Here is a 22774-nt window from a genome sequence, read left to right on the forward strand (position 1 = left end):
GACTCTTTTTCGATAGCCCCATGATCAAGAAGGTTCCGATTGCTCAGTTGCGTACTGGCATGTATATCCAGGATTTGGGTGGGTCATTTCTGACGCATGGATTCTGGCGTTCGCGTTTCCTGGTTTCCAATGATCGCAAGCTGCGCAAGCTGCATGAGTCCAACCTGGAGTGGGTGCTGATTGATACCAATCGCGGCTTGGACACGGCAGATGCTGATCCAGCCGCACAGGCGGCCGCGGCTACTGCTGTTCAGATCAGTGCGCCCGTGGTGTCTGCGGCCGAGGCCGAAAAGCAATCCTTTGATGATGCCCGGGAAATCATTGACGAGTCTCGCGAGCAAGTCCAGCAGTTGTTTGGCGATGTCGACGTGGGCGGTCGTATCGATCTGACCCAGTTGCAGGGCTTGGTGCAGGAGATGTCGGACTCCATCGATGGGCACCCGGATGCGTTGACCAGCCTGTCGCGCCTGAAAAAGGCCGATCAATACCTATATGCGCATTCGGTGGCAGTGGCCGCCCTGATGACTTCTTTGGCGCGTGCCATGCGCCTATCAGAGGCGCATGTGCGCATGGCGGGAATGGCGGGACTGCTGCACGATATCGGTAAAATCCGCGATCCTGCAGAGATGGCCGGCAAGGCAGGCCGCATTATCCAGGCTCCGCAGGAAATTCTGCATCGGCACCCAGAGGCAGGCGCGGCGGTGTTGCGGGCCGATCCCTCGGTTCCACCCGAGGTCATCGAAGTCTGTCTGCACCACCACGAACGCATGGACGGCACGGGTTTTCCCGACAAGCTGGCGGGCAAGCAAATCGGCCTGCTGTCGCGGATGGCGGCCATCTGCAATTTTTACGATGAAATGACGTCCAGCCAGCCCTATCGCAAAGGCTGGGACCCCGCCTTTGCCCTGTATAAAATGCTGAAGTCCGAAGGGCAGTTCGATATGGATGTGTTGGGGGCTTTTGTGCGGGCAATGGGACGCTATCCCGTGGGTTCCATCATCAGTCTGATCAATAGCGAACTGGGCTTGGTCGTGGCCCAAAACCCCGATCTGCCCGAGCAGCCCATCGTCAAGGTTTTCTACTCTATCCGCTGGGCGCATGCCATCCCCGAACGTCGGGTGGATTTGTCCGATCCTGACTGCGGCAGTGGCGTGCTACCGGTGCGTGCGCCGGTGGATTGGGCGCAGTCCGGCCTGCCTGTGCCGCCGATTATGGGCTAGACCAACGGCCGCCCGCGCGGTAGCCAGCGCCAGAACATCCAGGCGGCCACCATGCCCAGGCTGCCAACGGCCACGATGCCGCTGGCCAACGAGGCGACGGCGGTCAGGCCGGACAGCAGCAATGGCCCGCCACTGCCGCCGATGTCGGTGATCTGCCGCCAGATGCCCAGAAAGACAGTGCGACCTGCCGCAGGTGACGCATCCGCGCCTATCGTCATGACAATGCCCGATCCGATGCCATTGCCAAAACCCAGGGCCAGGCACACGATCAACAAGCTGACCCAGTCGCTGGTCAAGGGGATCGCCATCATGCTCAGTCCCATGACTAGCATGCAGGGCAGTGCGACCCACAATCGCCCATGGATATCCATGACGCGCCCAGCGGGATAAAACAGCAGCATGTCCACCGCCCCCATCAAACCGTAGATCATGGCGGTGGTGGCGGCATCCAGGCCGATGTGATCGGCCCAGAGCGGAATCACGATCTGGCGGCAGGCGCGCAGGGCAGCCACCAGCGCCGTACCGATTCCCAGGGTCAGCAGGACGTGAGCATGTTGTCTGGCCATGGCCGACATGCTGAGCCTGGGGGCGGGTTTCCCGATGGAACTGGTTTTGGGCGCCAGGTCAGGGACCGCCAGGGACACCAGGCCTGCGCCCAGCATGGCGAGCGCCGCTACCCAATACGCTCCCGACAGGCCCATGAAATGGATGGCTCCCGCGCTGGCAAAAGGCCCGACAAACATGCCGATGCGCATGGTGCCGCCCAGCGTGGACATGGCTCGGGCGCGCATGTGCAGCGGCACTGCCTCGACCAGATAGGTTTGGCGGGCCAGCAAGAACACGGCGCTGGCCAGCCCTACCATGAACACCCCCAGCCCGAGCAGCCAGGGGCTGTTTGCCAGCAGGCACAGAATCAGCCCCAACAGGCTGAAGATCGCTGCGCCTACCATGGCGCGGCGTTCGCCATAGCGGGTGGCGAGTGCTGCTGCGGGAAGGTTGGCCAATAGCGATCCGACCCCGACCAATGCAACGATCAGCCCGGCAGTGGCCGAGCTGGCGCCCAGATCGCGGGCGCTGAGGGCCAAAATGGGGAAGATGGCACCTTCGCCAAAACCGAACAACAGGGAAGGGCCAAAGGCCGGCAGGGCGATAGCACGCAGGCTGAAATGATCGGGGGAGGTGGGCACGGCACGATGGAGGAAAAGGAATATTTCATTGTCTCACAGTGCTTGTCGCAGAGTGTATTAGGCCTGAATGATCGGTGTTATTACCGATTGTGCTGAATAGCGGAAAAGGCGCAAAATTCCTGAGCTCTCGTTTCAATTAAAAAACGGTAAAAAAACCGGGATTTATCTTAACTCTTAGGGGCTCTCTCTCATGCAACGTCGTTCCTTTCTCAAGAAGGCCGCCTTTGGCGTGGCCGCTGGCGGCACCACCTTGGCCGCTCCCGCCTTCGCCCAAGAATCTCCCACCCTTAGCTGGCGCCTGGCGTCCAGTTTCCCTCGCAGTGCCGACGCCATCTATTCGGGTGGTGAGCACCTGGCCAAATATGTGTCCGAAGCCACGGATGGAAAATTCCAGATTCGCGTCTTCCCCGGCGGCGAACTCCTGCCTGCCCTGGGCGTGCTGGATGGCGTGCAAAACGGAACCGTCGAATGCGGCCACACGGCGTCTTACTATTACTACGGCAAAGACCCCGCCCTGTGCTTTGACGGTGCGGTGCCGTTTGGCCTGAACACTCGCCAGTACAATGCCTGGATGCGCAAGGGCAATGGCACCACGCTGCTGCGAGAACTCTTCGCGAAATTCAATATCGTCAACTTTCCCTGCGGCTATACAGGCACCCAGATGGGCGGCTGGTTCCGCAAGGAAGTCAAAACCGTCGAAGACCTGCAGGGCCTTAAATTCCGCACCGCTGCGTTTGCCGGTGCCGTGTTGATGAAACTCGGCGTGGTGCCGCAGCAGATTGCCGGGGGGGATATCTATCCTTCCCTGGAAAAAGGCACCATCGACGCTGCCGAATGGATCGGCCCCTATGACGACGAGAAACTGGGTTTCCACCGCGTGGCTCCGTACTACTATTTCCCCGGTTGGTGGGAAGGCACGCTGCAGGTGTCCTTGTACGTGAACAAGGACAAATACGAAGCCCTGCCGAAACACTATCAGGCCATTCTGGATCAGGCGACGTCGCTGGCCAGCAACGTCATGATCGCCACCTATGACGCCGAAAACCCCAACGCGCTCAAACGCCTGATCGGCGAAGGCGCAAAGCTGCGCGTTTTCCCCAAGCCCGTGATGGATGCCTGCTATAAGGCTTCTCAGGAACTGTACGGCGAACTCTCCGCCAAGGACTCCGGCTTCAAGAAAATCTACGAAGACTACAAAGGCTTCCTGGATCACGAAATCCCCTGGTTCCGTATTGCTGAAGGCAGCTTCGACCAATACATGGCCACGACGGTATCCAATAAATAAAAGCCATGACGCCTCCCCGGCCCTCCCGGGCCGGCGTCATTAACGTCGGTTCTTGAACTAGCCTCCGCGTAAACGGGGGCTAGCGCGCGTCCGGTTGTTTCAAACTTCTCATTGGCTCTCACCATGAATGTACTCCTTGCCCTGTCGCGGCTGATCGACTCGATCAATCGCCGCGTGGGTCAGGCGGTGACCTGGTTGATTCTGATTGCCGTGCTCGTCAGCGCCACCAACGCGACGGTACGCAAACTATTCAACGTCAGTTCCAACGCTTGGCTCGAATTGCAGTGGTATCTGTTTGGCGGCGTCTTTTTGCTGGCTGCCGGCTACACCCTGCTGAAAAATGAGCACGTCCGCGTGGACGTGCTGGCTTCGCGCTTTTCCCGCCGCACCCAGGTCTACCTGGAAATCATCGGGACTGTGTTTTTTCTGCTGCCTATGGCAGCTTTGATCATGTGGCATTCCTGGCCTTTTTTCATGGATGCTTTCGAAAATATGGAGCAGTCCTCCAATGCCGGAGGCTTGATCCGCTGGCCCGCCAAGCTCTTGTTGCCGATCGGCTTTGGCTTGTTGTTGGCCGCCGGGATTTCACACCTGATCAAGTGTGTCGGCTTTTTGCAGGGCTTGTGTGCCGACCCCCGCGAAGTCCACAAGGGTAAATCAGCCGAGGAAGAACTGGCTGAAGAAATCGTCCGCCAGGCCACGCAACGCGAGGTTACCTCGCACAAGGAGGCTTGAGCATGGAGGCGATTCTATTGGCCTATATGGCCCCCATCATGTTTATTTCGCTGGTGGTGCTGCTGTTGCTGGGCTTTCCGGTGGCGTTTTCCTTGGCCGCCAATGGTATTTTGTTCGGCCTGATCGGCATCGAGATGGGCCTGCTCTCGCCCGCGCTGTTCCAGGCATTGCCGCAACGGGTGTTTGGCATCATGTCCAACGAGTCCCTGCTGGCAGTGCCATTTTTTACCTTCATGGGCTTGATTCTTGAACGCTCCGGTATGGCCGAGGACTTGCTGGAAACAGTCGGCCAGCTGTTTGGCCCTCTGCGAGGCGGGCTGGCGATTGCCGTGATTCTGGTGGGTGCCATGCTGGCTGCCACCACCGGCGTGGTCTCGGCTTCGGTGATCTCGATGGGCCTGATTTCTCTACCCATCATGCTGCGCTATGGCTATGATCGACGATTGGCCACCGGGGTGATTGCCGCCTCGGGGACTTTGTCGCAGATCATTCCGCCGTCACTGGTGCTGATCGTGCTGGCCGACCAACTGGGCCGATCCATCGGGGACATGTACAAGGGGGCCTTTTTGCCGGGCTTTGCCCTGACGGGACTGTACATTTTGTATGTCGTCGCCATTGCCATCATCCGGCCAAAGGCCGCGCCGGCCATCCCTCCGGAGGCCCGTACGTTCATCGAACCCAGCGGTGGCCACGGAATTCCATCGCTGCTGGCCTTGATGGCAGTCTCGGTGGTGGTTGCGCATTTTGGGGTGGGCTATCTGCTGCCGGAATCGCCCCATGTGGATGAGTTAATCGTCACCAGCATCTTGCTGTGGGGGGGGGCCGCCTTTGTGCTGGCGTTGCTGAACAAGACCCTGCGCCTGGGGCTGTTGTCCAAGATCGCTGAACGCGTGACCTTTGTGATGATCCCGCCATTGGCACTGATCTTCCTGGTGCTGGGTACGATTTTCATCGGTGTGGCCACGCCCACGGAAGGCGGGGCCATGGGGGCGGTGGGGGCTTTGATCATGGCGATCTCCAAGCGCCGTCTGAACTTCAAGCTGCTGTGCCAGGCCATGGACACCACGACCACACTGACCTGCTTTGTGGTGTTCATTTTGATCGGCTCATCGGTCTTCAGTCTGACTTTCCGCGGTGTCAATGGCGATCTGTGGGTAGAACATCTGCTGACCGGTTTGCCGGGCGGTGAGATGGGCTTTCTGATCGTGATCAGTCTGCTGACCTTTTTCCTGGCGTTCTTTCTGGATTTCTTCGAGTTGGCCTTTATCATCGTGCCCCTGATCGGGCCGGTAGCCGACAAAATGGGAATCGATCTGATTTGGCTAGGCGTGTTGTTGGCCGTGAATATGCAGACTTCGTTCATGCATCCGCCTTTTGGGTTCGCGCTGTTTTATTTACGATCCGTGGCACCCAAGGACGACTACAAGGACAAGATTACGGGCCAGCCTGTCGCCAAGGTCACGACCGGACAGATCTACTGGGGCTCCATTCCCTTCATCATTATCCAGATCGTCATGGTGGTGGTGGTGCTGTCCTATCCGGGCATCGTGACGCATTACAAGGCTGATCGGCCCGAGGTCAATATCGAGGACATCAAAATCGATATGGGCGGGTTTGCCGGCTATGGCGATGCCGGTTACGGCAACACGGATGGTTATGGGCCAACAGAGGGTGCGGACGGGGCGGCCGCGCCGGATTCCAGCACTTCCTCTGATGAGGATTACAACAATATGTTCAAGTAGTCCCCAGTCGTACAAAAGGCCGTCATTCTTGCGGGGATGGCGGCCTTTTTAATGGTCAGCGGATAGCTGGCGTTTTCGGACGCGCTGGATCCATGTGTCGATGGGCATGGGGCGCGCCAGCAAAAAGCCCTGCAAGGCATGGCAGTCGTGTTGGAACAGCACGCGGGCCTGATCGTCGGTTTCCACGCCTTCAGCCACGACCCTCAGGTTCAGTTGGTCGGCCATGGCCAGGATCAACTGCACGATGGCAGTGCTGTCGTTGTCGTCGGGCAAGTCCTGAATCAGGCTTTTGTCGATCTTGAGTTCGTAGAGCGGGAGGCGTTTCAGGTAGGCCAGATTGGAATAGCCGGTGCCGAAATCGTCAATGGAAAAGCGGATGCCCAACTGCGCCAAGGCCTGCATGCGCAGGGCCACCGCCTGGATGTCCTGAATCAAAACCCCTTCGGTGATCTCAAAGATCAGGCGGTTGCCAGGGACTTTCTTGCGTTCCAGGGTCTCGCGCACAAAATCCACAAAACGGACTTCCATCAGGTGTTTTGGGCTGATGTTGATGGACAGCGGGTAGATTTCGCCCAAGGCCTGCAGCGTCAGGATGGTGTCGCAAGCCACCCCCAGCGTCCAGGTACCCAGCAAGTTGATCAGGCCGGATTCCTCGGCGACCGGGATGAACAGCGCCGGTGATATCGGGCCGTGCGTGGGGTGCTGCCAGCGAGCCAGGAGCTCGCCCCCTGTGATCTGGCCGTCTTTACCGAATTGCGGCTGCAGGTGCAGGCTGAGTTGTGGGGTGCCGATGGCTTGCAGCAGGTCTTGCTCCAGCCACAGGCGCTGTTCGACTTCGGCCTGCAGGTCTTGCTTGTAAAAAGTAGCTTGGTTGCCGCCCTGGTCTTTTGCCCGCTGGGTAGCCATGTCGGCCTCGCGCATGACGGTGTCGCAGTCGTGGCTGGCTGCATTGATCAGGGTCAGGCCGATGCTGGCCGTGATCAGGACGGGGATATTCTGAATCATCAGGGTATTTCCGCTGATGGTCTGGCGGAGATTTTCGGCAATGGACATGGCGATGCGGGCGGACTCGTGGGAGTCATTGCCCAGCGCGTCGACCAGGACCACGAATTCGTCTGCGCTGGTGTGCGCCACCAGATCGTGTTCGCGCGTGGCTTTGCGCAGGCGTGTCGCCAAAGCCGCCAGCAGTTCGTCGCCAGTGCGATAGCCGTGCTTGTCGTTGATTCTTTTGAATCCGTCCAGGTCGATTTGAAGCAGCGCGCCGTGTGCCTGGTTATGCCGGGTGCTATCGATGATTTGCTGCAGGTGTTCCAGTGCCATGCGGCGATTAGGAAGCTGGGTCAGGGTGTCGTAGTACGTCAAGCGGTGGCGGGTGTGTTCGGCTTGAACATGGTCCGTGATGTCGGTGCCCACCGTGCAGATGCCCTCCAGGGTACCGTTGGCAGCCCATAAGGGCGCTTTGGTGGTCAGCAGCGTGCGGGCTGAGTCGTCCTGGGGCCGTTGGATGGTTTGTCGGATAAAGCTGCGCGTACCGGTTTCTATGATGGCCCGGTCGCTTTGCTGGATGGTGGCCAGGGTATCGGTGTTGGTATAAAAATCGGTGTCGGGGCGGCCCACGAGATGGCCCGCGCTAGCCCCCAGGAATTGTTCAAAGCGCTGATTGCCCATCAGATAGCGCCCGTCAGGGGTCTTGATACTGACCAGGGCGTTGATGCTGCCGAGAATCGTGTCGAATTGGCGGGTCTTGGCCTGCAGTTGGCGGCGTAAACGCGTATGCCGGATCTGTTGCCAGATCAGCAGTATCAGTAATAGGCTCAGGCTCACTGCCAGCGTGATGATGAATCTGATTGCATGTGGTCCTATGGTGTTGGGGGTCTGGACCAGACGCCAGTGGTCCAAAGTGCGGAAATAAAAAGAATTGGGATCGGCTTGCCAGAGGCTGAGGTAGTGGTCTATGGCTGCCAGCACGGTGGCGTTCTGGCCCTTTTGGGTGGCAAAAAACGCCTCGGTCGGTTGAAACACGATCGAGGTGGTGACCAGGCCGTATTCTCGGGCGCTGAGTTCGCCAATGTAGAAATCCGCCGCGACGGCATCGGCTTGGTGGCGGCTGACCAGTTGGAAACCATCTGTCAGGTCCTGCACTGGGATCAGATCAGCTTGGATGCCCAGGCTGTGCAGGGTTGTGCGTAGATAGTCTTCCTGGGTCGATCCTGCCAGTACCGCGATGCTCAGGCCGTTCAGGTCAGTAATGGCGCGCAGGGTATTGCCTGCCTTGGCGTACATCTGCGACCAACTGTGCAGGGCCGGGACATGATGGAAGCCTAGTGTTTTGGCCCGTTGGGCGGTGTAGTACACGTCGGGCAGCAGGTCGATATTGCCGTCGTGCAACCATTGCATGCACTGTTGCCAGCTGCATGGTTGTGTTTCCAGGGTCCAGCCCTCGCGGCGGGCGATTTCATTCAGCAGTTCGCCCAGAATTCCTGCCGGGTGGTTATCTGGGCTCAGGTAGATATCGGGTTGCTGCTCGTAGATGCCGACCCTCAGGACCTGTGCCTGTACCCGCGTTGCGGCCAGCCCCAGCATCAGCGTCAGGGCTAATTGGATAACCACCAGAAAAATGGACAAAGGCTGGCGCATGGATCTCGATATGAAACTATTGTTGCAATCATAGAATGCCGCGTTTCGGACCAATGTACGGCACAGGCCACCGGATTGCCAACTGTTTGTAGGATTATAGGGATGGCGGTGGCGGCGGCGTACAATATGACGCACAGTTTCAACCCGCTCAGGGTCTCTCACATACCCCCCAAAAAGGTGGATCATGTCACAGGCATTCCTCGCTGATCTCCATGCCCGGATCGGGCAGTTGCGCACCGACGGTTACTACAAGTCAGAACGTGTTATCGCCAGCCAGCAGGCGGCACAGATACAGTTGGCCGATGGCCAGCCAGTCTTGAATTTTTGCGCCAACAATTATCTGGGCTTAGCCAACGACCCGCGCCTGATCCAGGCTGCTCAGGATGGCTTGGCGGCCGACGGCTTTGGCATGGCCTCGGTGCGCTTTATTTGTGGCACGCAGGCAGGGCATAAGGCGCTTGAATCCGATCTGGCCCAATGGCTGGGCATGGGCGATGCGATTTTATATTCCAGCTGTTTCGATGCCAATGGCGGTCTTTTCGAGGCCTTGCTGGACGAGCAGGACGCCGTTGTCAGCGATGCCCTGAACCATGCCAGCATCATCGATGGCGTGCGGCTCTGCAAGGCCCGCCGCTACCGCTATGCCAATAACGATATGGCCGATTTGCGCACGCAGTTACAGGCGGCTCGCGATGGCGGGGCTCGCCATGTGATGATTGCCACCGATGGCGTGTTTTCCATGGATGGCATCATTGCCGATCTGTCCGCCATCTGCGACCTGGCCGACGAATTCAATGCTCTGGTCATGGTCGATGATTCGCATGCGGTGGGGTTTATGGGGGCCGGAGGCCGGGGTACGCCCGAGGCCTGCGGGGTACAAGGCCGGGTGCATATCCTGACCGGCACGCTGGGCAAGGCCTTGGGCGGCGCTTCAGGCGGTTATGTGGCGGCTGATCCGGTCGTTATCGATATGCTGCGCCAGCGCTCGCGCCCCTATTTGTTTTCCAACACCCTGGCGCCCGCCATCGTGGCGGCTTCGCGCCGGGTGCTGGCTTTGCTGCAGGGAACCGAAGGCGAGCAACTGCGGCAGCGCGTGCATGCCAATGGCCAGCATTTTCGCCAGGCCATGCAGGCATTGGGCTTTGCGCTGGTGCCGGGGCATCATCCCATTATTCCGGTGATGCTGGGCGATGCCGCTTTGGCGGGCCGCATGGCGGATGCCCTGTTGACCCAGGGTATTTATGTCATTGGTTTTTCGTATCCTGTCGTCCCTAAAAACCAGGCTCGCATCCGTACCCAAATGAGCGCTGCCCACAGTACGGCCGATATAGACCGCGCTGTGGCGGCTTTTGCGCAGGTCGGGCGCGACCTGGGCGTGATTGCGTCCGCTTAGGTTTTCCTGTTTTTCATCCTGGAGTATTCATGAGAGCCTTGGCTAAGATGCAGCCCGTCGTCGGGTTGGAAATGGTGGATGTCCCGAAGCCCACCATCGGTCATAACGATATCCTGATTCGTATCCGCAAGACCGCCATTTGCGGCACGGACATCCACATCTGGAAATGGGACGAATGGGCCGCGCGCACCATCCCGGTGCCCATGCATGTGGGGCACGAATATGTCGGCGAAATCGTCGAAATCGGCCAAGAGGTCCAGGGCTTCAAGATCGGCGACCGGGTCTCGGGCGAAGGCCATATTACCTGCGGGTTTTGTCGGAACTGCCGGGCAGGCCGCCGCCACCTGTGCCGCAATACTCAGGGGGTAGGGGTTAATCGTCCCGGCGCCTTTGCCGATTATCTGGTTATTCCGGCCTTTAATGCCTTCCGTATCCCGGACGACGTTTCGGATGATCTGGCCGCTATTTTCGACCCCTACGGCAATGCCACCCATACCGCCCTGGCATTCGATCTGGTCGGCGAGGACGTGCTGATCACCGGCGCCGGCCCCATTGGGGCCATGGCAGCAGCCATTGCCCGCCACGTGGGTGCACGCAATGTCGTCATCACCGACGTCAATGATTACCGCCTGGATCTGGCCGCCCGCATGGGGGCTGGTCGGACGGTCAACGTGACCCGCGAGAACCTGGGAGATGTGATGCGCGAGATCGGCATGACCGAAGGGTTTGATGTGGGCTTGGAAATGTCAGGGGTGCCCAGTGCCTTTGCCTCGATGCTGGAACAAATGAATCACGGCGGCAAGATCGCAATGCTGGGCATCTTGCCTGACGGCGTGGGCGCCGCCTGGAGCCAGATCATCTTCAAGGGTTTGGAAATCAAAGGCATCTATGGCCGTCAGATGTTTGAAACCTGGTACAAGATGGTGGCTATGCTGCAAAGCGGCCTGGACCTGTCCCCCATTCTGACCCACCACTATCCTGTGGCTGATTACCGCCAGGGCTTTGAAGCCATGCTGTCAGGCCAAAGCGGCAAGGTCATCCTGGACTGGGCCTGATGCGAAGGATGGCGGGCTGGTTTTATTGGTCCGCCAGCAATTGGGCGATTGCCTGCGGCGTCCAGCCATGCGCCAGGGCGACCCGCAGCAGGATGCGGGCCTGTAGCGGGTTCAGGTGATGTGCGGCCAGCAGGCCCAGGCCTGGGTCCGAGGCCTTGGGCGTCACGGTGCCGCGCGGCACCCGGCTGGCGCGCACGCAGACCAGACCTTTGCGCACAGCCTGTGCGCAGCCGCGTTCGGCGGCGGTGCTGAGGCTGCCATTGCCCATGCCCGCCACCACGATGCCCCTGGCCCCCGCCTGAATGGCAGCCTGATAGGCGTGCAGGGGGGCGTCCTGGTAATCGTGAATGATATCCACCATGGGTAGGCTGCGCAGCCCTGCCAAGGGCAGCACAGGCTGGCGGCGGGGGTCTGGTCGCAGGGCGTAATGCACGGCGCCATCGCAGACGTTGCCCAAGATGCCCAAGCCATCGGCTCCAAAGGCATCCACGCGGGTCGTGTGGGATTTTGCGGCCCAGCGGCCCGCCAGGATGCTGTCGTTCATGACCACCAGGACACCGCGTTCGCAGCTGTCCGTGGCATTGGCCACGCGCAGCGCGTTCAGCAGGTTCAGCGGGCCATCCGCACTGGGGGCGGACGCGGGGCGCATGGCCCCGACCAGCACGACAGGCTTTGGGGTGTCGATCGTCAGGTGCAGGAAAAAAGCGGTTTCTTCCAGGCTGTCGGTGCCATGGGTGATGACGATGCCATCCACCGCAGGATCGTCGGCGGCCTGGCGTACGCGCCGCGCCAGGCGGATGACCTGGCTGGTGCGCAACGCCCGGCTATCGATATTGAACAACTGCTCGCAATGTACCTGGGCAATATCGGTCGCCCCAGGGATGGCCGCCAACATGGCGTCTATCCCCTGGGTGACCTGATAGTCGGTGAGGCGTTGCGTGTCGGTGGCCGTGGCGGCAATCGTGCCGCCCGTGCCGATCAACAGCAGGCCAGCCATCAGGGATAGAGGCCGCGCACCTGGCGGGCTTCGAGGATGCGCGAGCAGGCCACAATGAAGGCCGCCGTACGCAGCGATACCCCGTGCTGGCGGGCGACGGCGGACATGCCGCTGTAGGCCGCCCGCATCATGGCTTCCAGGCGGTGGTTGATTTCCTGTTCGGTCCAGAAGAAGCTGGAGAAGTCCTGTACCCATTCGAAATAGCTGACCGTGACCCCGCCTGCGTTGGCGACGACATCGGGCACGATGATGGTGCCTTTGGCGGAAATGATGTCGTCGGCCTCGGGGGTGGTGGGGCCGTTGGCGCCTTCGACCAGAATGCGGGTGTGGATCAGGTCGGCGTTGTCGCGGGTGATCTGGCCTTCGAGGGCAGCAGGGATCAGAATGTCGGTTTTCAGCGACCAAAAATCATTGACGCTGAGGGTTTCCGTGTCGGCAGCACCCGCCACCCCGCCGGTGGACTTGACGTGCTCGACCAAGGCCGGAACATTGAGACCACGGCTGTTGTAGACGATGCCGGTGTGATCGTAGACGGCAACCACGTGGGCGCCGGCCTCGTTGAACAGCCGCGCGGCGGTGCCGCCCACATTGCCGAAGCCCTGGATGGCGATGCGCGCGCCCTTGATGTCGATGCCGGATTCGCGTGCGGCTTCGCAGGCCACCACATAGACACCACGGCCAGTGGCCTCGATGCGGCCCAGACTGCCCCCCAATGAGACGGGCTTGCCAGTGACCACGCCGGTGGTGGTGCCACCCTCGTTCATGGAGTACGTATCCATCATCCAGGCCATGATCTGGCCGTTGGTGTTGACGTCTGGGGCGGGGATGTCTTTGTTCGGGCCGATGATGTCGTGGATTTCGCTGGTGTAGCGACGCGTGATGCGTTCGATTTCGGCCATGGAATGCTGGCGCGGGTCGATGCGGATGCCGCCCTTGGCACCCCCGAACGGCAGGTTCACGGCGGCGGACTTGACTGACATCCAGGCCGACAGGGCCATGACTTCGGAGAGGGTGACATCCTGGTGGTAGCGCACGCCGCCCTTGCCGGGGCCGCGGGAATTATTGTGCTGTACCCGGTAGCCCTCGAAGTGGGCCACGGTGCCGTTGTCCAACTGGATGGGGACATCGACGATCAGGATCCGTTTTGGGCGCTTCAGGGTCTCGATCCAGCGCGACAGGTTTCCCAGGTAAGGGGCGACTCGGTCGACCTGTTGCAGGTAAATGCCCCAAGGGCCGGGGTGGGATGAGTCCAGATATGAAGGGAGGGTATGCGAATGTGGTTCAGCCATGACGTGCAGCCTTTTTTATGGATTAAAGATCGACGAGGACAGATAACTGGCACCATTTTAGTGCGCTAAAAAAATTCTGCATGACTTCCTGGTGCGGTTATATAAAACCAACCATTCAATCGTTCCGTTGCGCTGGTTGGGCCGTCACACTGATGGCATGTCAGAAAATCTCCCAATCTCCGATGCGCTGTCGCGCCGCTGGTCTGATCTGCTGGATCGCCTGGACGATATCGCCACCACCTATCCCGATGCGCTCCTGGCCTCATCCATGGGGGTCGAGGACAGCCTGTTGATCCATGCCGTGGCTCAGCGTGCGTGCCCACTGGGGGTGTTCATGCTGGATACCGGCCGCCTGCATGCCGAGACCCTGGCCATGGTCGATGTCGTGCGCCAGCGCTATGGCATCGAGGTGCGCGTCATGCACCCCGATCCCGCTGCCGTGCAGGCACATGTGACGGCCCATGGCGAATTTGCCTTCTACGAGAGCGTGGCCCTGCGCAAGGAATGCTGTGGCATTCGTAAGGTCGAGCCGCTGCGTCGGGCGTTGACAGGGCATGCGGCGTGGATTACCGGCCAGCGTCGTGAGCAGTCCGTCACCCGGACAGAACTGCCCGAGTCACAGTGGGACGACACCTTCGGGCTGCAGAAATTCAATCCCCTGGCCGACTGGAGCAGCGCTGAGGTCTGGGGCGTGGTACGGGCGCTGAGCGTGCCCTATCACCCTTTGCATGATCGAGGCTATCCCTCCATCGGCTGTGAACCCTGTACCCGCGCCGTGCGCCCTGGCGAAGACCCGCGTGCCGGACGTTGGTGGTGGGAGCAGCGTGACAGCCGCGAATGCGGTCTGCATGCCGCCAACCTGATTGATCGTCCGCGTGTGCGCCCTCGGGCAGCAGACGCGGTTTCTTCCGATTCTTGACCCTGGTTTTTGATGATGACTAGTGCTATTGCATCTGCGACCCGTACCCACCTGGATTGGTTGGAGTCCGAGGCTATTTATATTTTGCGAGAAGTGGCCGCTGAGTGTGCCCGGCCCGTCTTGCTGTTTTCCGGCGGCAAGGATTCCTGCGTGCTGTTGCGCTTGGCCGAAAAAGCTTTTCGTCCAGGGCGGTTTCCGTTTCCCCTGATGCATATCGATACGGGGCATAACTTTCCCGAGGTCATTGCCTTTCGCGATGAGCGTGTGGCTCAGTTGGGCGAAGAACTGATCGTGCGCAGCGTCGAGGATTCCATGGCGCGCGGGACGGTGGTGCTGCGTCATGCGGGGGATTCCCGCAATGCCGCACAGGCCACGACCTTGCTGGAGGCTATTGCCGAATTCGGTTTTGATGCCTGCATAGGCGGCGCCCGCCGCGACGAGGAAAAGGCCCGCGCCAAGGAGCGTATCTGTTCGTTTCGCGATGAGTTCGGCCAATGGGACCCAAAGGCCCAGCGGCCCGAACTCTGGAATCTCTACAACACCAGAGTGCACCCGGGCGAGAATATCCGCGTGTTTCCGATTTCGAATTGGACCGAGCTGGATGTCTGGCAGTACATCGAACGCGAGCAGCTGGATCTGCCGCCGCTGTACTACGCTCACGAGCGAACCGTCGTGCGCCGCCAGGATCTGCTGGTGCCGGTCACGCCGCTGACGCCGCTGGGCGAAGGCGAACAGGCCGAGCGCCTGAGGGTGCGGTTCAGGACCGTGGGGGATGTGACCTGCACCTGCCCGGTGGCTTCCGATGCAGACAGCGCCGCCGACATCATCCGTGAAACCGCCGTCGCCACGCTGACTGAACGTGGGGCTACCCGGCTGGATGACCAGACTTCCGAGGCCTCGATGGAGCGCCGCAAGAAACAAGGATATTTTTGATGAATGCGATCAATGAGCAATGGCCGGAGGCCCAGGATACTGCCGTCCTGCGACTGATTACGGCGGGGTCGGTGGACGATGGGAAATCCACCCTGATCGGACGGCTGTTATTGGATAGCAAGGGCGTGTTCGCCGATCAGCTGCGGGCGATTGCGGGCTCGAAGTACACCCGAGCCCCGGACCAGCGGTACGATCTGGCGCTGCTGACCGATGGTCTGGAGGCCGAGCGGGAGCAGGGCATTACCATCGATGTGGCCTATCGGTATTTCGCCACCCCGGTGCGTAAATTCATTGTGGCCGACGCACCGGGCCATGAGCAATACACGCGCAATATGGTGACGGGTGCCTCTACCGCCGACGCAGCCATCATTCTGATCGATGCCAGCCGCGTGAAGGATGGCCAGTTGCTGCCGCAGACCAAGCGCCACAGCACCCTGGCCCGACTGTTGGGGCTGCAGCATCTGGTCGTGGCCGTCAATAAAATGGATCTGGTGGGCTGGGACGAGGCGGTGTTCAACCGTATCCGGGACGCCTACCAGGACCTGGCCGACCGCCTGGGGATTGCCGCTTTTCACATGATTCCCTTATCGGCGCTGTCTGGCGACAATGTCGTGCAAGGCAGTCCGCATACGCCCTGGTATCGGGGCTTGCCGCTACTCAGCCTGTTGGAAACCTTGCCCTTGGACCCCGTCCGGGATACCGGTCAGGTCCGGTTTTTCGTCCAGTGGGTCATTCGCCATCAGGGCAGTGGCCCGGATGCCTTTCGGGGCTATGCCGGTCAGATCCAAAGCGGTTCCTGGCGCGTGGGCGATACCGTGCAGGTGCTGCCCAGCGGCCAGACCGCCACCATCACCCGCTTGCTGCGGGGCCAACAGGCGCTGGACGAAGCCTTGCCGGGTGACAGCATTACCGTGGTGTTGGATCGCGAGATTGACGTGTCCCGGGGGGATCTGCTGACCGATGCCCGGGTGCCGACGAATGTGCGCCAGGATTTCGAGGCCGATTTGTGCTGGCTGGATCAACAGGCGCTGAACCCCGCCCGACTGTACTGGCTGAAGATAGGCACGCGCCTGACCCAGGTGCGTATCCAGGCGGTGCACACCCGCCGTGATATTCACGAACTGCGTGCCGTCGCCTGGAACGGCACGCTGGCCATGAACGATATTGGCCGCGTCAGCTTGCGCACCCGCGATGCGCTGGTCTTGGACGACTATGCCAGCCAGCGCTGCACCGGGTCTTTCATTTTGATTGATACCGCCACGAATCAGACGGCTGCGGCGGGGCTGGTCCGACTGGCGTAGCAGTCTCGGGGGCGTGGTGCCGCTAGGCCCGACGGTGTGGTTATGACACAATGCGGGCTCATTCGCTTGGATTGTGTGTGAACCCCCAAGATGGTGTCACTAGCCCCGCAAAATATCCGTTTGCCATCCCTGGCATCCATCCGGGCCTTCGAGGCCGCTGCCCGGCTGGGGTCGTTTGGCCGTGCGGCCGAAGAACTCTGCATCACGGCCAGTGCGGTCGGCAAGCGGATTACCCAGCTCGAGGCCTGGCTGGGCCGCGCGCTGTTCGAGCGCGGCAGCCGGGGGGTGTTGCTGACGACGGCGGGGCACGAATATCTCGAGCAAATCGATACAGCCTTGCGCCTGTTGTCGAATATTCCTTTGCACCATCGCGCGGAAAAGCCCCGTGACAGCCTGCGCCTGGTCACGACACCGTCCTTTGGTCATTCTGTGCTGGGGCCGCATCTGCACGAATTCATGCAGGCCCACCCCAATCTGGACATGAGCGTGGTCATGTCCATCCCGTATCTGGATATTGGCCCGTCTCAGGCGGACTTCTGGATACGCTTTGGCCTGGGCCGCTATCCAGGCGCCGTGTCCGAACTGTTGACCGATGACGTGGTGTTCCCTGCGTGTTCCCCGGATTATCTGCGTCGTCATGGGCCGTTGCGCCAGCCATCCGATCTGAAGTTCTCTGATTTGCTGCATAGCCCTCTGGACCCCTGGAAACCGTGGTTCGAGGCCGCCGGCCTGGATTGGCTCGAGCCCGACAAGGGACTTAGTTTTTTCGATTTGGGCATGGCCATGGAGGCCGCTTGCGCCGGGCATGGCGTGATGATCACGCGCCGCAGCCTGGCCAGCCGCAGCTTGCAGTCAGGCCAGCTGATTGCGCCGTTTTCGGTCACGGCCGCGCCGGACTCCCACTACTATTTATGCCGGGATGCCTCCATGCCACTGACTGGCATCCGCCTATCGTTTTCCCTATGGCTGCGTGATCTTTGCCGCCGAATTCCCCGGATTCCCCTCTGAGCCAATTGGGTGCGGAATTATTTTCCGCATAGGCCCGATTTGATTTCCAACCGCTCCTGATCTAGGCCGATAGACTTTCGCTGAACCTTTAATAAGGTCGGCATGAGAGCCGGCCGTGTGGATATCAGGAGACATCATGAATCTGAGCAAAACTTGTCTGGCGGCAGCCCTGTCGCTTTCGATGGCTGCGACTGCGTATGCTGCCGATACGATCAAAATCGGGGTGTCTGGCCCCTATACGGGGGGCTCGTCCTCGATGGGTGTCAGCATGCGTGCCGGGGTGCGGCTGGCCGCCCAGGACATCAATGCCAATGGGGGCGTGCTGGGCCGTCAACTGGAACTGATCGAACGCGATGATGAAGCCAAGAATGAACGTGGCGTCCAGATTTCCCAGGAATTGATCAGCCGTGAAAACGTGGTTGCCACGGTCGGTTTCATCAACACCGGGGTTACGCTGGCCGGGACGCGTTTTTATCAGAAAGCTGAAATTCCCGTCATCGTGAATGTGGCCACCGGCACCGTGGTATCCAAGCAGTTCGAGCCGCCCAAGTATGAACACAACTACGTGTTTCGCACCGCTGCCGCCGACAATATTCAGGCGCCCATGATTGCCGCCGAAGCGGTCACCAAGCGTGGCCTGAAGAAAGTGGCCATCATGGCGGATTCCACCAACTACGGTCAGTTGGGCCGCGAGGATATGGAAAAAGCCCTGGATAAGCTGGGCGTCAAGCCAGTGGTCATTGAAAAGTTCAATATCGGCGACGTGGACATGACCGCCCAGCTGTTGCGCGCCAAAGAAGCCGGTGCCGAAGCCCTGCTGACGTATGGCATTGGGCCCGAGCTGGCGCAGTTGGCCAACGGCATGGCCAAGCTGGGCTGGAAAGTCCCCATGATCGGCAGCTGGACGCTGGCGATGGCCAACTTCATCGACACCGCGCGAGCCAATGGGGATGGTGCCTTGATGCCCCAGACCTTCATCCAGAACCCCAATACACCTAAGCGCAAGGCATTTATCGATGCCTACATCAAGGACAATCAGCCAAAAAATGGGGTGATCGAGTCCGCCGTGTCGGCTGCCCAGGGCTATGACTCCCTGCTGTTGTTGGCCGCTGCCATCGAGCAGGCGGGCAATACCAAGGGCCAGGATATCCGGGCAGCCCTGGAAAGCCTGAACAAGCCGATCGAAGGCGTCATCATGACTTATGAGCAGCCATTCTCGGTCTCGGATCACGAGACGATCGGCAGCCCGGATGTGGTGTATATGGGCGAAGTCTCGAAGGGGCGCGTGGTCTTCGCACACCCCGAAGACGAGCAGCGCAGCGTGGCCAATTCCGGACAAGTCGCACAGAAATAAACCCGCATAAGCAGTGGGGCACACGGCTGGACATGATGGATAGACCTTGATCAGCCGTGCCGCCTTTTGGTCTACCTGTTTGCTCTGTCTGATTCGGATAGGGCGGGTATTTTGCAGTGTCGTCCAGTGTGGATTTACTGCGCTGGGCGGCGCGTTTTGTTGGAATGTGTCATGACGATTTTTTTGCAGCTGGCTTATAGCGGCATTGCACTGGGCATGATTTATGCGGTCATTGCCTTTGGCTATCAACTGACGTTTGCCACCTCCGAAACCCTCAACTTTGGTCAGGGCGATGCCTTGATGCTGGGGTGGCTGGTGGGTTTGACTTTGGTGGGATTTGGCGTCAGTTATTGGCTGATGATCCCGCTGGTCTGTATTTTTGGGATGGTTCAGGGTTCGGTGGTGGAACGCGTCGCCGTGCGCCCGGCCATCGAGGCCCGATCTGAATTCGGCTGGATCATGGCCACGATTGCCTTGGGGATCATTTTCCGCAATACGGCAGAAAACGTCTGGGGGCGCGATGCCATGCCGTTTCCATCCCCCGTGTCGGAAGTGCCCTTTACTGTGCTGGGGGCAAAAATCCTGCCCATGGAACTGCTGGTCGTCGGGGGGGCTTTGCTGATTATGGGCGCCATCGAACTGTTCAACCGCACGTCGATTTACGGCAAGGCCGTGGTGGCGACGTCGGGTGACCGGGATGCAGCGGGCTTGATGGGGATCAATACCAAGCTCGTTATTACATTCTCGTACGCTTTGTCGTCGTTGACGGCCGCCTTTGCCGGGGTGTTGATTGCGCCTTTGACCTTGACCGGTGCGTCCATGGGGGCTGTGCTGGGTCTGAAAGCCTTTGCGGTGGCCATTGTTGGCGGATTGAATAGCGGCTTGGGGGCCATTGTGGGTGGCCTGCTGCTGGGGTTGTTGGAGACGATGACTGGGTTTTATTTGTCGACCGGCTATAAGGATGTGCCAGGCCTGATTCTGTTGCTGCTGGTACTGACCTTGCGGCCTGCCGGTTTGTTTGGCAAAACTGCAATCAAAAAGGTCTGAGCCATGAACAAGAAAGCATTTTTCTCATTTGTGGTGCTGGCTGTCGTCTTGGCTGCGGTGCCTTTGGTGGTGACGAACCCCTATTATCTGCATTTGATTGAAACCATTCTGATCTATGCCGTGCTGCTGTTGGGCCTGGATATTGTGGTGGGCTACACCGGGCAGGTATCTTTGGGGCATGCGGGTTTGTTTGGGATTGGCGCCTATACCGTGGGTACCCTGATCCTGCACTTAAGCCTGCCTTTTTGGCTGGCGATTCCGGCGGCCATCATCGTCACTTCGATTTTTGGCGCAATTCTGGCGTTGCCCTCTTTGCGGGTCACAGGGCCATATCTGGCCATGGTTACCTTGGCGTTTGGGACTATTATCCAGATCCTGATCAATGAAATGGATTTTCTGACGGATGGCCCCATGGGGATCAGCCTGGATAAGCCCATGATCGGCGATCACATGATGACGGGGCCGCAGTTTTTCTGGATGGTGCTGGCGTTTTTGGTCTTGTCGGTGCTGTTTACCGAGCGCGTGGCAAAGTCCCACTATGGGCGTGCCTTCGAGGCCCTGCGCGATAGCCCGATTGCATGCGATTGCATGGGTGTATCCGTCTATCGCTATAAGGTCGTGGCGTTTGTGATCAGTGCGGGGCTGGCGGGCTTGTCCGGGGCCTTGCATGCGTATTCCGAGCAGTATATTTCGCCCAATACCTATACCTTTGAATTGATGGTGCTGTTTTTGCTGGCCATTATCATGGGGGGGCGCAAGACCCGGTCCGGGGCGCTGCTTGGGGCGGCCATCATCGTGTTGTTGCCCAAGATGCTGGATGATGTGTCTACGTTTCGTCCGTTGGCCATCGGCCTGGCCGTGATTGTCATGGTTGGTTCTACTTGGGCGGTGCGCCAGGGACGGGCGACTTGGCGGCGCATGGCCGCCCCGGTTGCCGGTGCCTTGTTGTTGGCGATCGGGTCCCTGGTCCTCGAACAAATGACGGATTGGCGTCTGTCGATTTTTGGTCTGATGATTCTGTTCGTGGTGTATTACCTGCCCGACGGGATTGTGGGGTTCGTTACCCAGTTCTGGTCGCGTCACAAAAAAGACACCAGCCCCGTGACTATTTCATCTGAGTATATTTCGCAGATTGGTCATGAGCCGGATGCGTCGCATGGGGTGCTGCTGTCTGTCAGTCAGGCGATCATGCAGTTCGGTGGGCTCAGGGCGCTCAATGAGGTCGATCTTGAGGTCCGCCGGGGGACCGTTCATGGCTTGATTGGTCCCAATGGCTCGGGCAAAAGCACCATGATGAATGTTCTGACGGGTATTTATGTACCCACATCGGGATCGGTCGTGTTTGCCGGGAAGGACCTGGCCGGCCTGACCTCATCGGAGATTGCTGCCCGGGGCGTGGCGCGCACATTTCAGAATGTGCAGCTTTTTGGCGAAATGTCGGCGCTGGAAAACGTGCTGGTTGGTCTGCACCACACGTTTACCAGCCAACTGAGCAGCGTGGCCTTGCACTTGCCCTTGTGGCGGCGAGAGGAAAACACTGCCCGGGCGCGTGCCTATGCCTTGCTGGACTTTGTCGGTCTGGCCTCGTTGGCCCACGAAGAAGCCCGCAACCTGCCCTATGGCAAGCAGCGACTGCTGGAAATTGCCCGCGCTTTGGCGCTGGACCCGCAACTGTTGTTGCTGGATGAACCTGCCGCAGGGTTGACCGCACCGGATATCGTGGAATTGTTGGCCATTATCCGCAAGATCAAGGATCGTGGGTTGACGGTCATTCTCATCGAGCACCATATGGATGTGGTGATGGGGGTGTGCGATGCGGTATCGGTGCTGGACTTCGGTCAGAAGATCGCCGAGGGTTTGCCGCAAGATGTGCAGGCAGATCCCCGTGTCGTCGAAGCGTATCTGGGTGGTGAACAAGCAGGAGCCCAAGCATGTTGAAAATCGAAAAACTTGAAGCTGGCTATGGCAAGGTCAGGGTGCTGCACGGAATCAGTCTGGAGGTGCCGGAAGGCAAGGTCGTGACGCTGATTGGTTCCAATGGCGCAGGCAAGACCACGACCATGAAGGCCGTATCAGGAATGCTGCGGCCCACCGCCGGAAAAATCACCTTGGGCGAGCATCAGATTCAGGGCTTGGACTCGCACAGTATTGCCCGTCTGGGCCTGGCGCATTCGCCTGAGGGTCGGCGTGTATTTCCGACCCTCAGCGTGACGGATAACTTGCTGCTGGGGGCCTTTCCTCGCCTGACCGGCAGTCGGCCGAAAGGCGATGTCCCGCATGATCTGGATCGGGCCCTGGAGCTGTTTCCACGTCTGAAAGAGCGTCGTACCCAACTGGCGGGCACCTTGTCCGGGGGCGAACAGCAAATGCTGGCCATGGCCCGCGCCGTGATGCTCAACCCCGAAGTCATTTTGCTGGACGAACCGTCGATGGGCTTGGCGCCTATTTTGGTAGACGAGGTATTCCGGATTATTTCCAGGCTGAAAAGCGAAGGGGTCACCATGTTGCTGGTCGAGCAGTTTGCGGCGGCAGCCCTGGCGGTGGCCGACTACGGCTATGTGCTGGAAAATGGCAAGATCGCCATCGAAGGGCCGGCCCAGCAGCTGCGTAACGACCCTGCCGTGGCCGCCGCCTATCTGGGAGGGCATTAAGGCGTTGCGCTGCTGTTGTCG

18 protein-coding genes are annotated in these 22774 nt (G+C 59.8%); 14 read left to right on the forward strand and 4 right to left on the reverse strand.

Annotated features, from left to right (window positions below; translation table 11 throughout):
* Positions 1–20: 20 nt before the first annotated feature.
* The gene (locus VDP81_RS09635) at positions 21–1220 is read left to right on the forward strand and encodes an HD-GYP domain-containing protein (protein WP_323012163.1); all 1200 of its coding nucleotides are present in this window, start codon (positions 21–23) and stop codon (positions 1218–1220) included.
* Here the strand turns inward: VDP81_RS09635 and VDP81_RS09640 are convergent.
* Entirely contained in the window at positions 1217–2407 is a 1191-nt protein-coding gene (locus VDP81_RS09640; RefSeq protein ID WP_322996113.1) for an MFS transporter, read from the reverse strand. The two genes, VDP81_RS09635 and VDP81_RS09640, sit on opposite strands and share 4 nt — an antisense overlap.
* A gap of 190 nt (positions 2408–2597) precedes the next feature.
* Here VDP81_RS09640 and VDP81_RS09645 point away from each other — a divergent pair, with 190 nt between their 5' ends.
* From VDP81_RS09645 to VDP81_RS09655, 3 genes are all read left to right on the forward strand, one after another.
* Positions 2598–3692, forward strand: a complete 1095-nt coding sequence (locus tag VDP81_RS09645; RefSeq protein WP_322996114.1) for a TRAP transporter substrate-binding protein — start codon at positions 2598–2600, stop codon at positions 3690–3692.
* A gap of 123 nt (positions 3693–3815) precedes the next feature.
* The gene (locus VDP81_RS09650; protein WP_322996115.1) at positions 3816–4427 is read left to right on the forward strand and encodes a TRAP transporter small permease subunit; all 612 of its coding nucleotides are present in this window, start codon (positions 3816–3818) and stop codon (positions 4425–4427) included.
* Positions 4428–4429: 2 nt separating this feature from the next.
* Positions 4430–6169 carry a TRAP transporter large permease subunit gene (locus VDP81_RS09655; RefSeq protein WP_322996116.1) on the forward strand — a complete coding sequence of 580 codons (1740 nt, stop codon included), beginning with the start codon at positions 4430–4432 and terminating at the stop codon, positions 6167–6169.
* 48 nt (positions 6170–6217) lie between these two features.
* On the opposite strand, the gene VDP81_RS09660 is transcribed toward VDP81_RS09655, so the two are convergent.
* Positions 6218–8806 carry an EAL domain-containing protein gene (locus VDP81_RS09660; RefSeq protein WP_322996117.1) on the reverse strand — a complete coding sequence of 863 codons (2589 nt, stop codon included), beginning with the start codon at positions 8804–8806 and terminating at the stop codon, positions 6218–6220.
* A gap of 184 nt (positions 8807–8990) precedes the next feature.
* On the opposite strand from VDP81_RS09660, the gene VDP81_RS09665 reads away from it, so the two are divergent.
* Positions 8991–10199: a glycine C-acetyltransferase gene (locus tag VDP81_RS09665; RefSeq protein ID WP_322996118.1), complete on the forward strand. Its 1209-nt coding sequence runs from the start codon at positions 8991–8993 to the stop codon at positions 10197–10199.
* A gap of 29 nt (positions 10200–10228) precedes the next feature.
* Entirely contained in the window at positions 10229–11254 is a 1026-nt protein-coding gene (tdh, locus tag VDP81_RS09670) for an L-threonine 3-dehydrogenase (protein ID WP_323012164.1), read from the forward strand.
* Between the two features lie 22 nt (positions 11255–11276).
* Here tdh and VDP81_RS09675 read toward each other — a convergent pair whose 3' ends face one another.
* Together VDP81_RS09675 and VDP81_RS09680 are read right to left on the reverse strand one after the other, a co-directional pair.
* Positions 11277–12251, reverse strand: a complete 975-nt coding sequence (locus tag VDP81_RS09675; RefSeq protein ID WP_323012165.1) for an asparaginase — start codon at positions 12249–12251, stop codon at positions 11277–11279.
* Positions 12251–13540 carry a Glu/Leu/Phe/Val dehydrogenase gene (locus VDP81_RS09680; protein WP_323012166.1) on the reverse strand — a complete coding sequence of 430 codons (1290 nt, stop codon included), beginning with the start codon at positions 13538–13540 and terminating at the stop codon, positions 12251–12253. The genes VDP81_RS09675 and VDP81_RS09680 overlap by 1 nt, the downstream gene beginning before the upstream one ends.
* 157 nt (positions 13541–13697) lie before the next feature.
* On the opposite strand from VDP81_RS09680, the gene VDP81_RS09685 reads away from it, so the two are divergent.
* The 8 genes from VDP81_RS09685 to VDP81_RS09720 all read left to right on the forward strand — a co-directional run bounded on the left by VDP81_RS09685 (position 13698) and on the right by VDP81_RS09720 (position 22753).
* Positions 13698–14459 (forward strand): phosphoadenylyl-sulfate reductase, encoded by a 762-nt coding sequence (locus tag VDP81_RS09685; RefSeq protein WP_323012167.1) that lies wholly within the window; start codon positions 13698–13700, stop codon positions 14457–14459.
* 15 nt (positions 14460–14474) lie between these two features.
* Positions 14475–15392, forward strand: coding sequence for a sulfate adenylyltransferase subunit CysD (gene cysD, locus VDP81_RS09690; RefSeq protein ID WP_323012415.1), 918 nt, complete (start codon positions 14475–14477; stop codon positions 15390–15392).
* Positions 15392–16693: a sulfate adenylyltransferase subunit 1 gene (locus VDP81_RS09695; protein ID WP_323012168.1), complete on the forward strand. Its 1302-nt coding sequence runs from the start codon at positions 15392–15394 to the stop codon at positions 16691–16693. The genes cysD and VDP81_RS09695 overlap by 1 nt, the downstream gene beginning before the upstream one ends.
* A 90-nt stretch (positions 16694–16783) precedes the next feature.
* Positions 16784–17701, forward strand: coding sequence for a LysR substrate-binding domain-containing protein (locus VDP81_RS09700; RefSeq protein WP_322996124.1), 918 nt, complete (start codon positions 16784–16786; stop codon positions 17699–17701).
* Between the two features lie 136 nt (positions 17702–17837).
* Positions 17838–19055, forward strand: coding sequence for an ABC transporter substrate-binding protein (locus tag VDP81_RS09705; protein ID WP_323012169.1), 1218 nt, complete (start codon positions 17838–17840; stop codon positions 19053–19055).
* A 171-nt stretch (positions 19056–19226) separates the two neighbouring features.
* Entirely contained in the window at positions 19227–20102 is an 876-nt protein-coding gene (locus tag VDP81_RS09710) for a branched-chain amino acid ABC transporter permease (protein WP_323012170.1), read from the forward strand.
* A 3-nt stretch (positions 20103–20105) separates the two neighbouring features.
* Complete coding sequence (locus VDP81_RS09715; RefSeq protein WP_323012171.1) at positions 20106–22040, forward strand: branched-chain amino acid ABC transporter ATP-binding protein/permease; 1935 nt, start codon at positions 20106–20108, stop codon at positions 22038–22040.
* Positions 22034–22753 carry an ABC transporter ATP-binding protein gene (locus VDP81_RS09720; RefSeq protein WP_322996128.1) on the forward strand — a complete coding sequence of 240 codons (720 nt, stop codon included), beginning with the start codon at positions 22034–22036 and terminating at the stop codon, positions 22751–22753. Before VDP81_RS09715 ends, VDP81_RS09720 begins: the two co-directional genes overlap by 7 nt.
* Positions 22754–22774 lie beyond the last annotated feature (21 nt).

The organism is Castellaniella sp. (assembly GCF_034675845.1).
Taxonomy (GTDB): Bacteria; Pseudomonadota; Gammaproteobacteria; order Burkholderiales; family Burkholderiaceae_B; genus Castellaniella.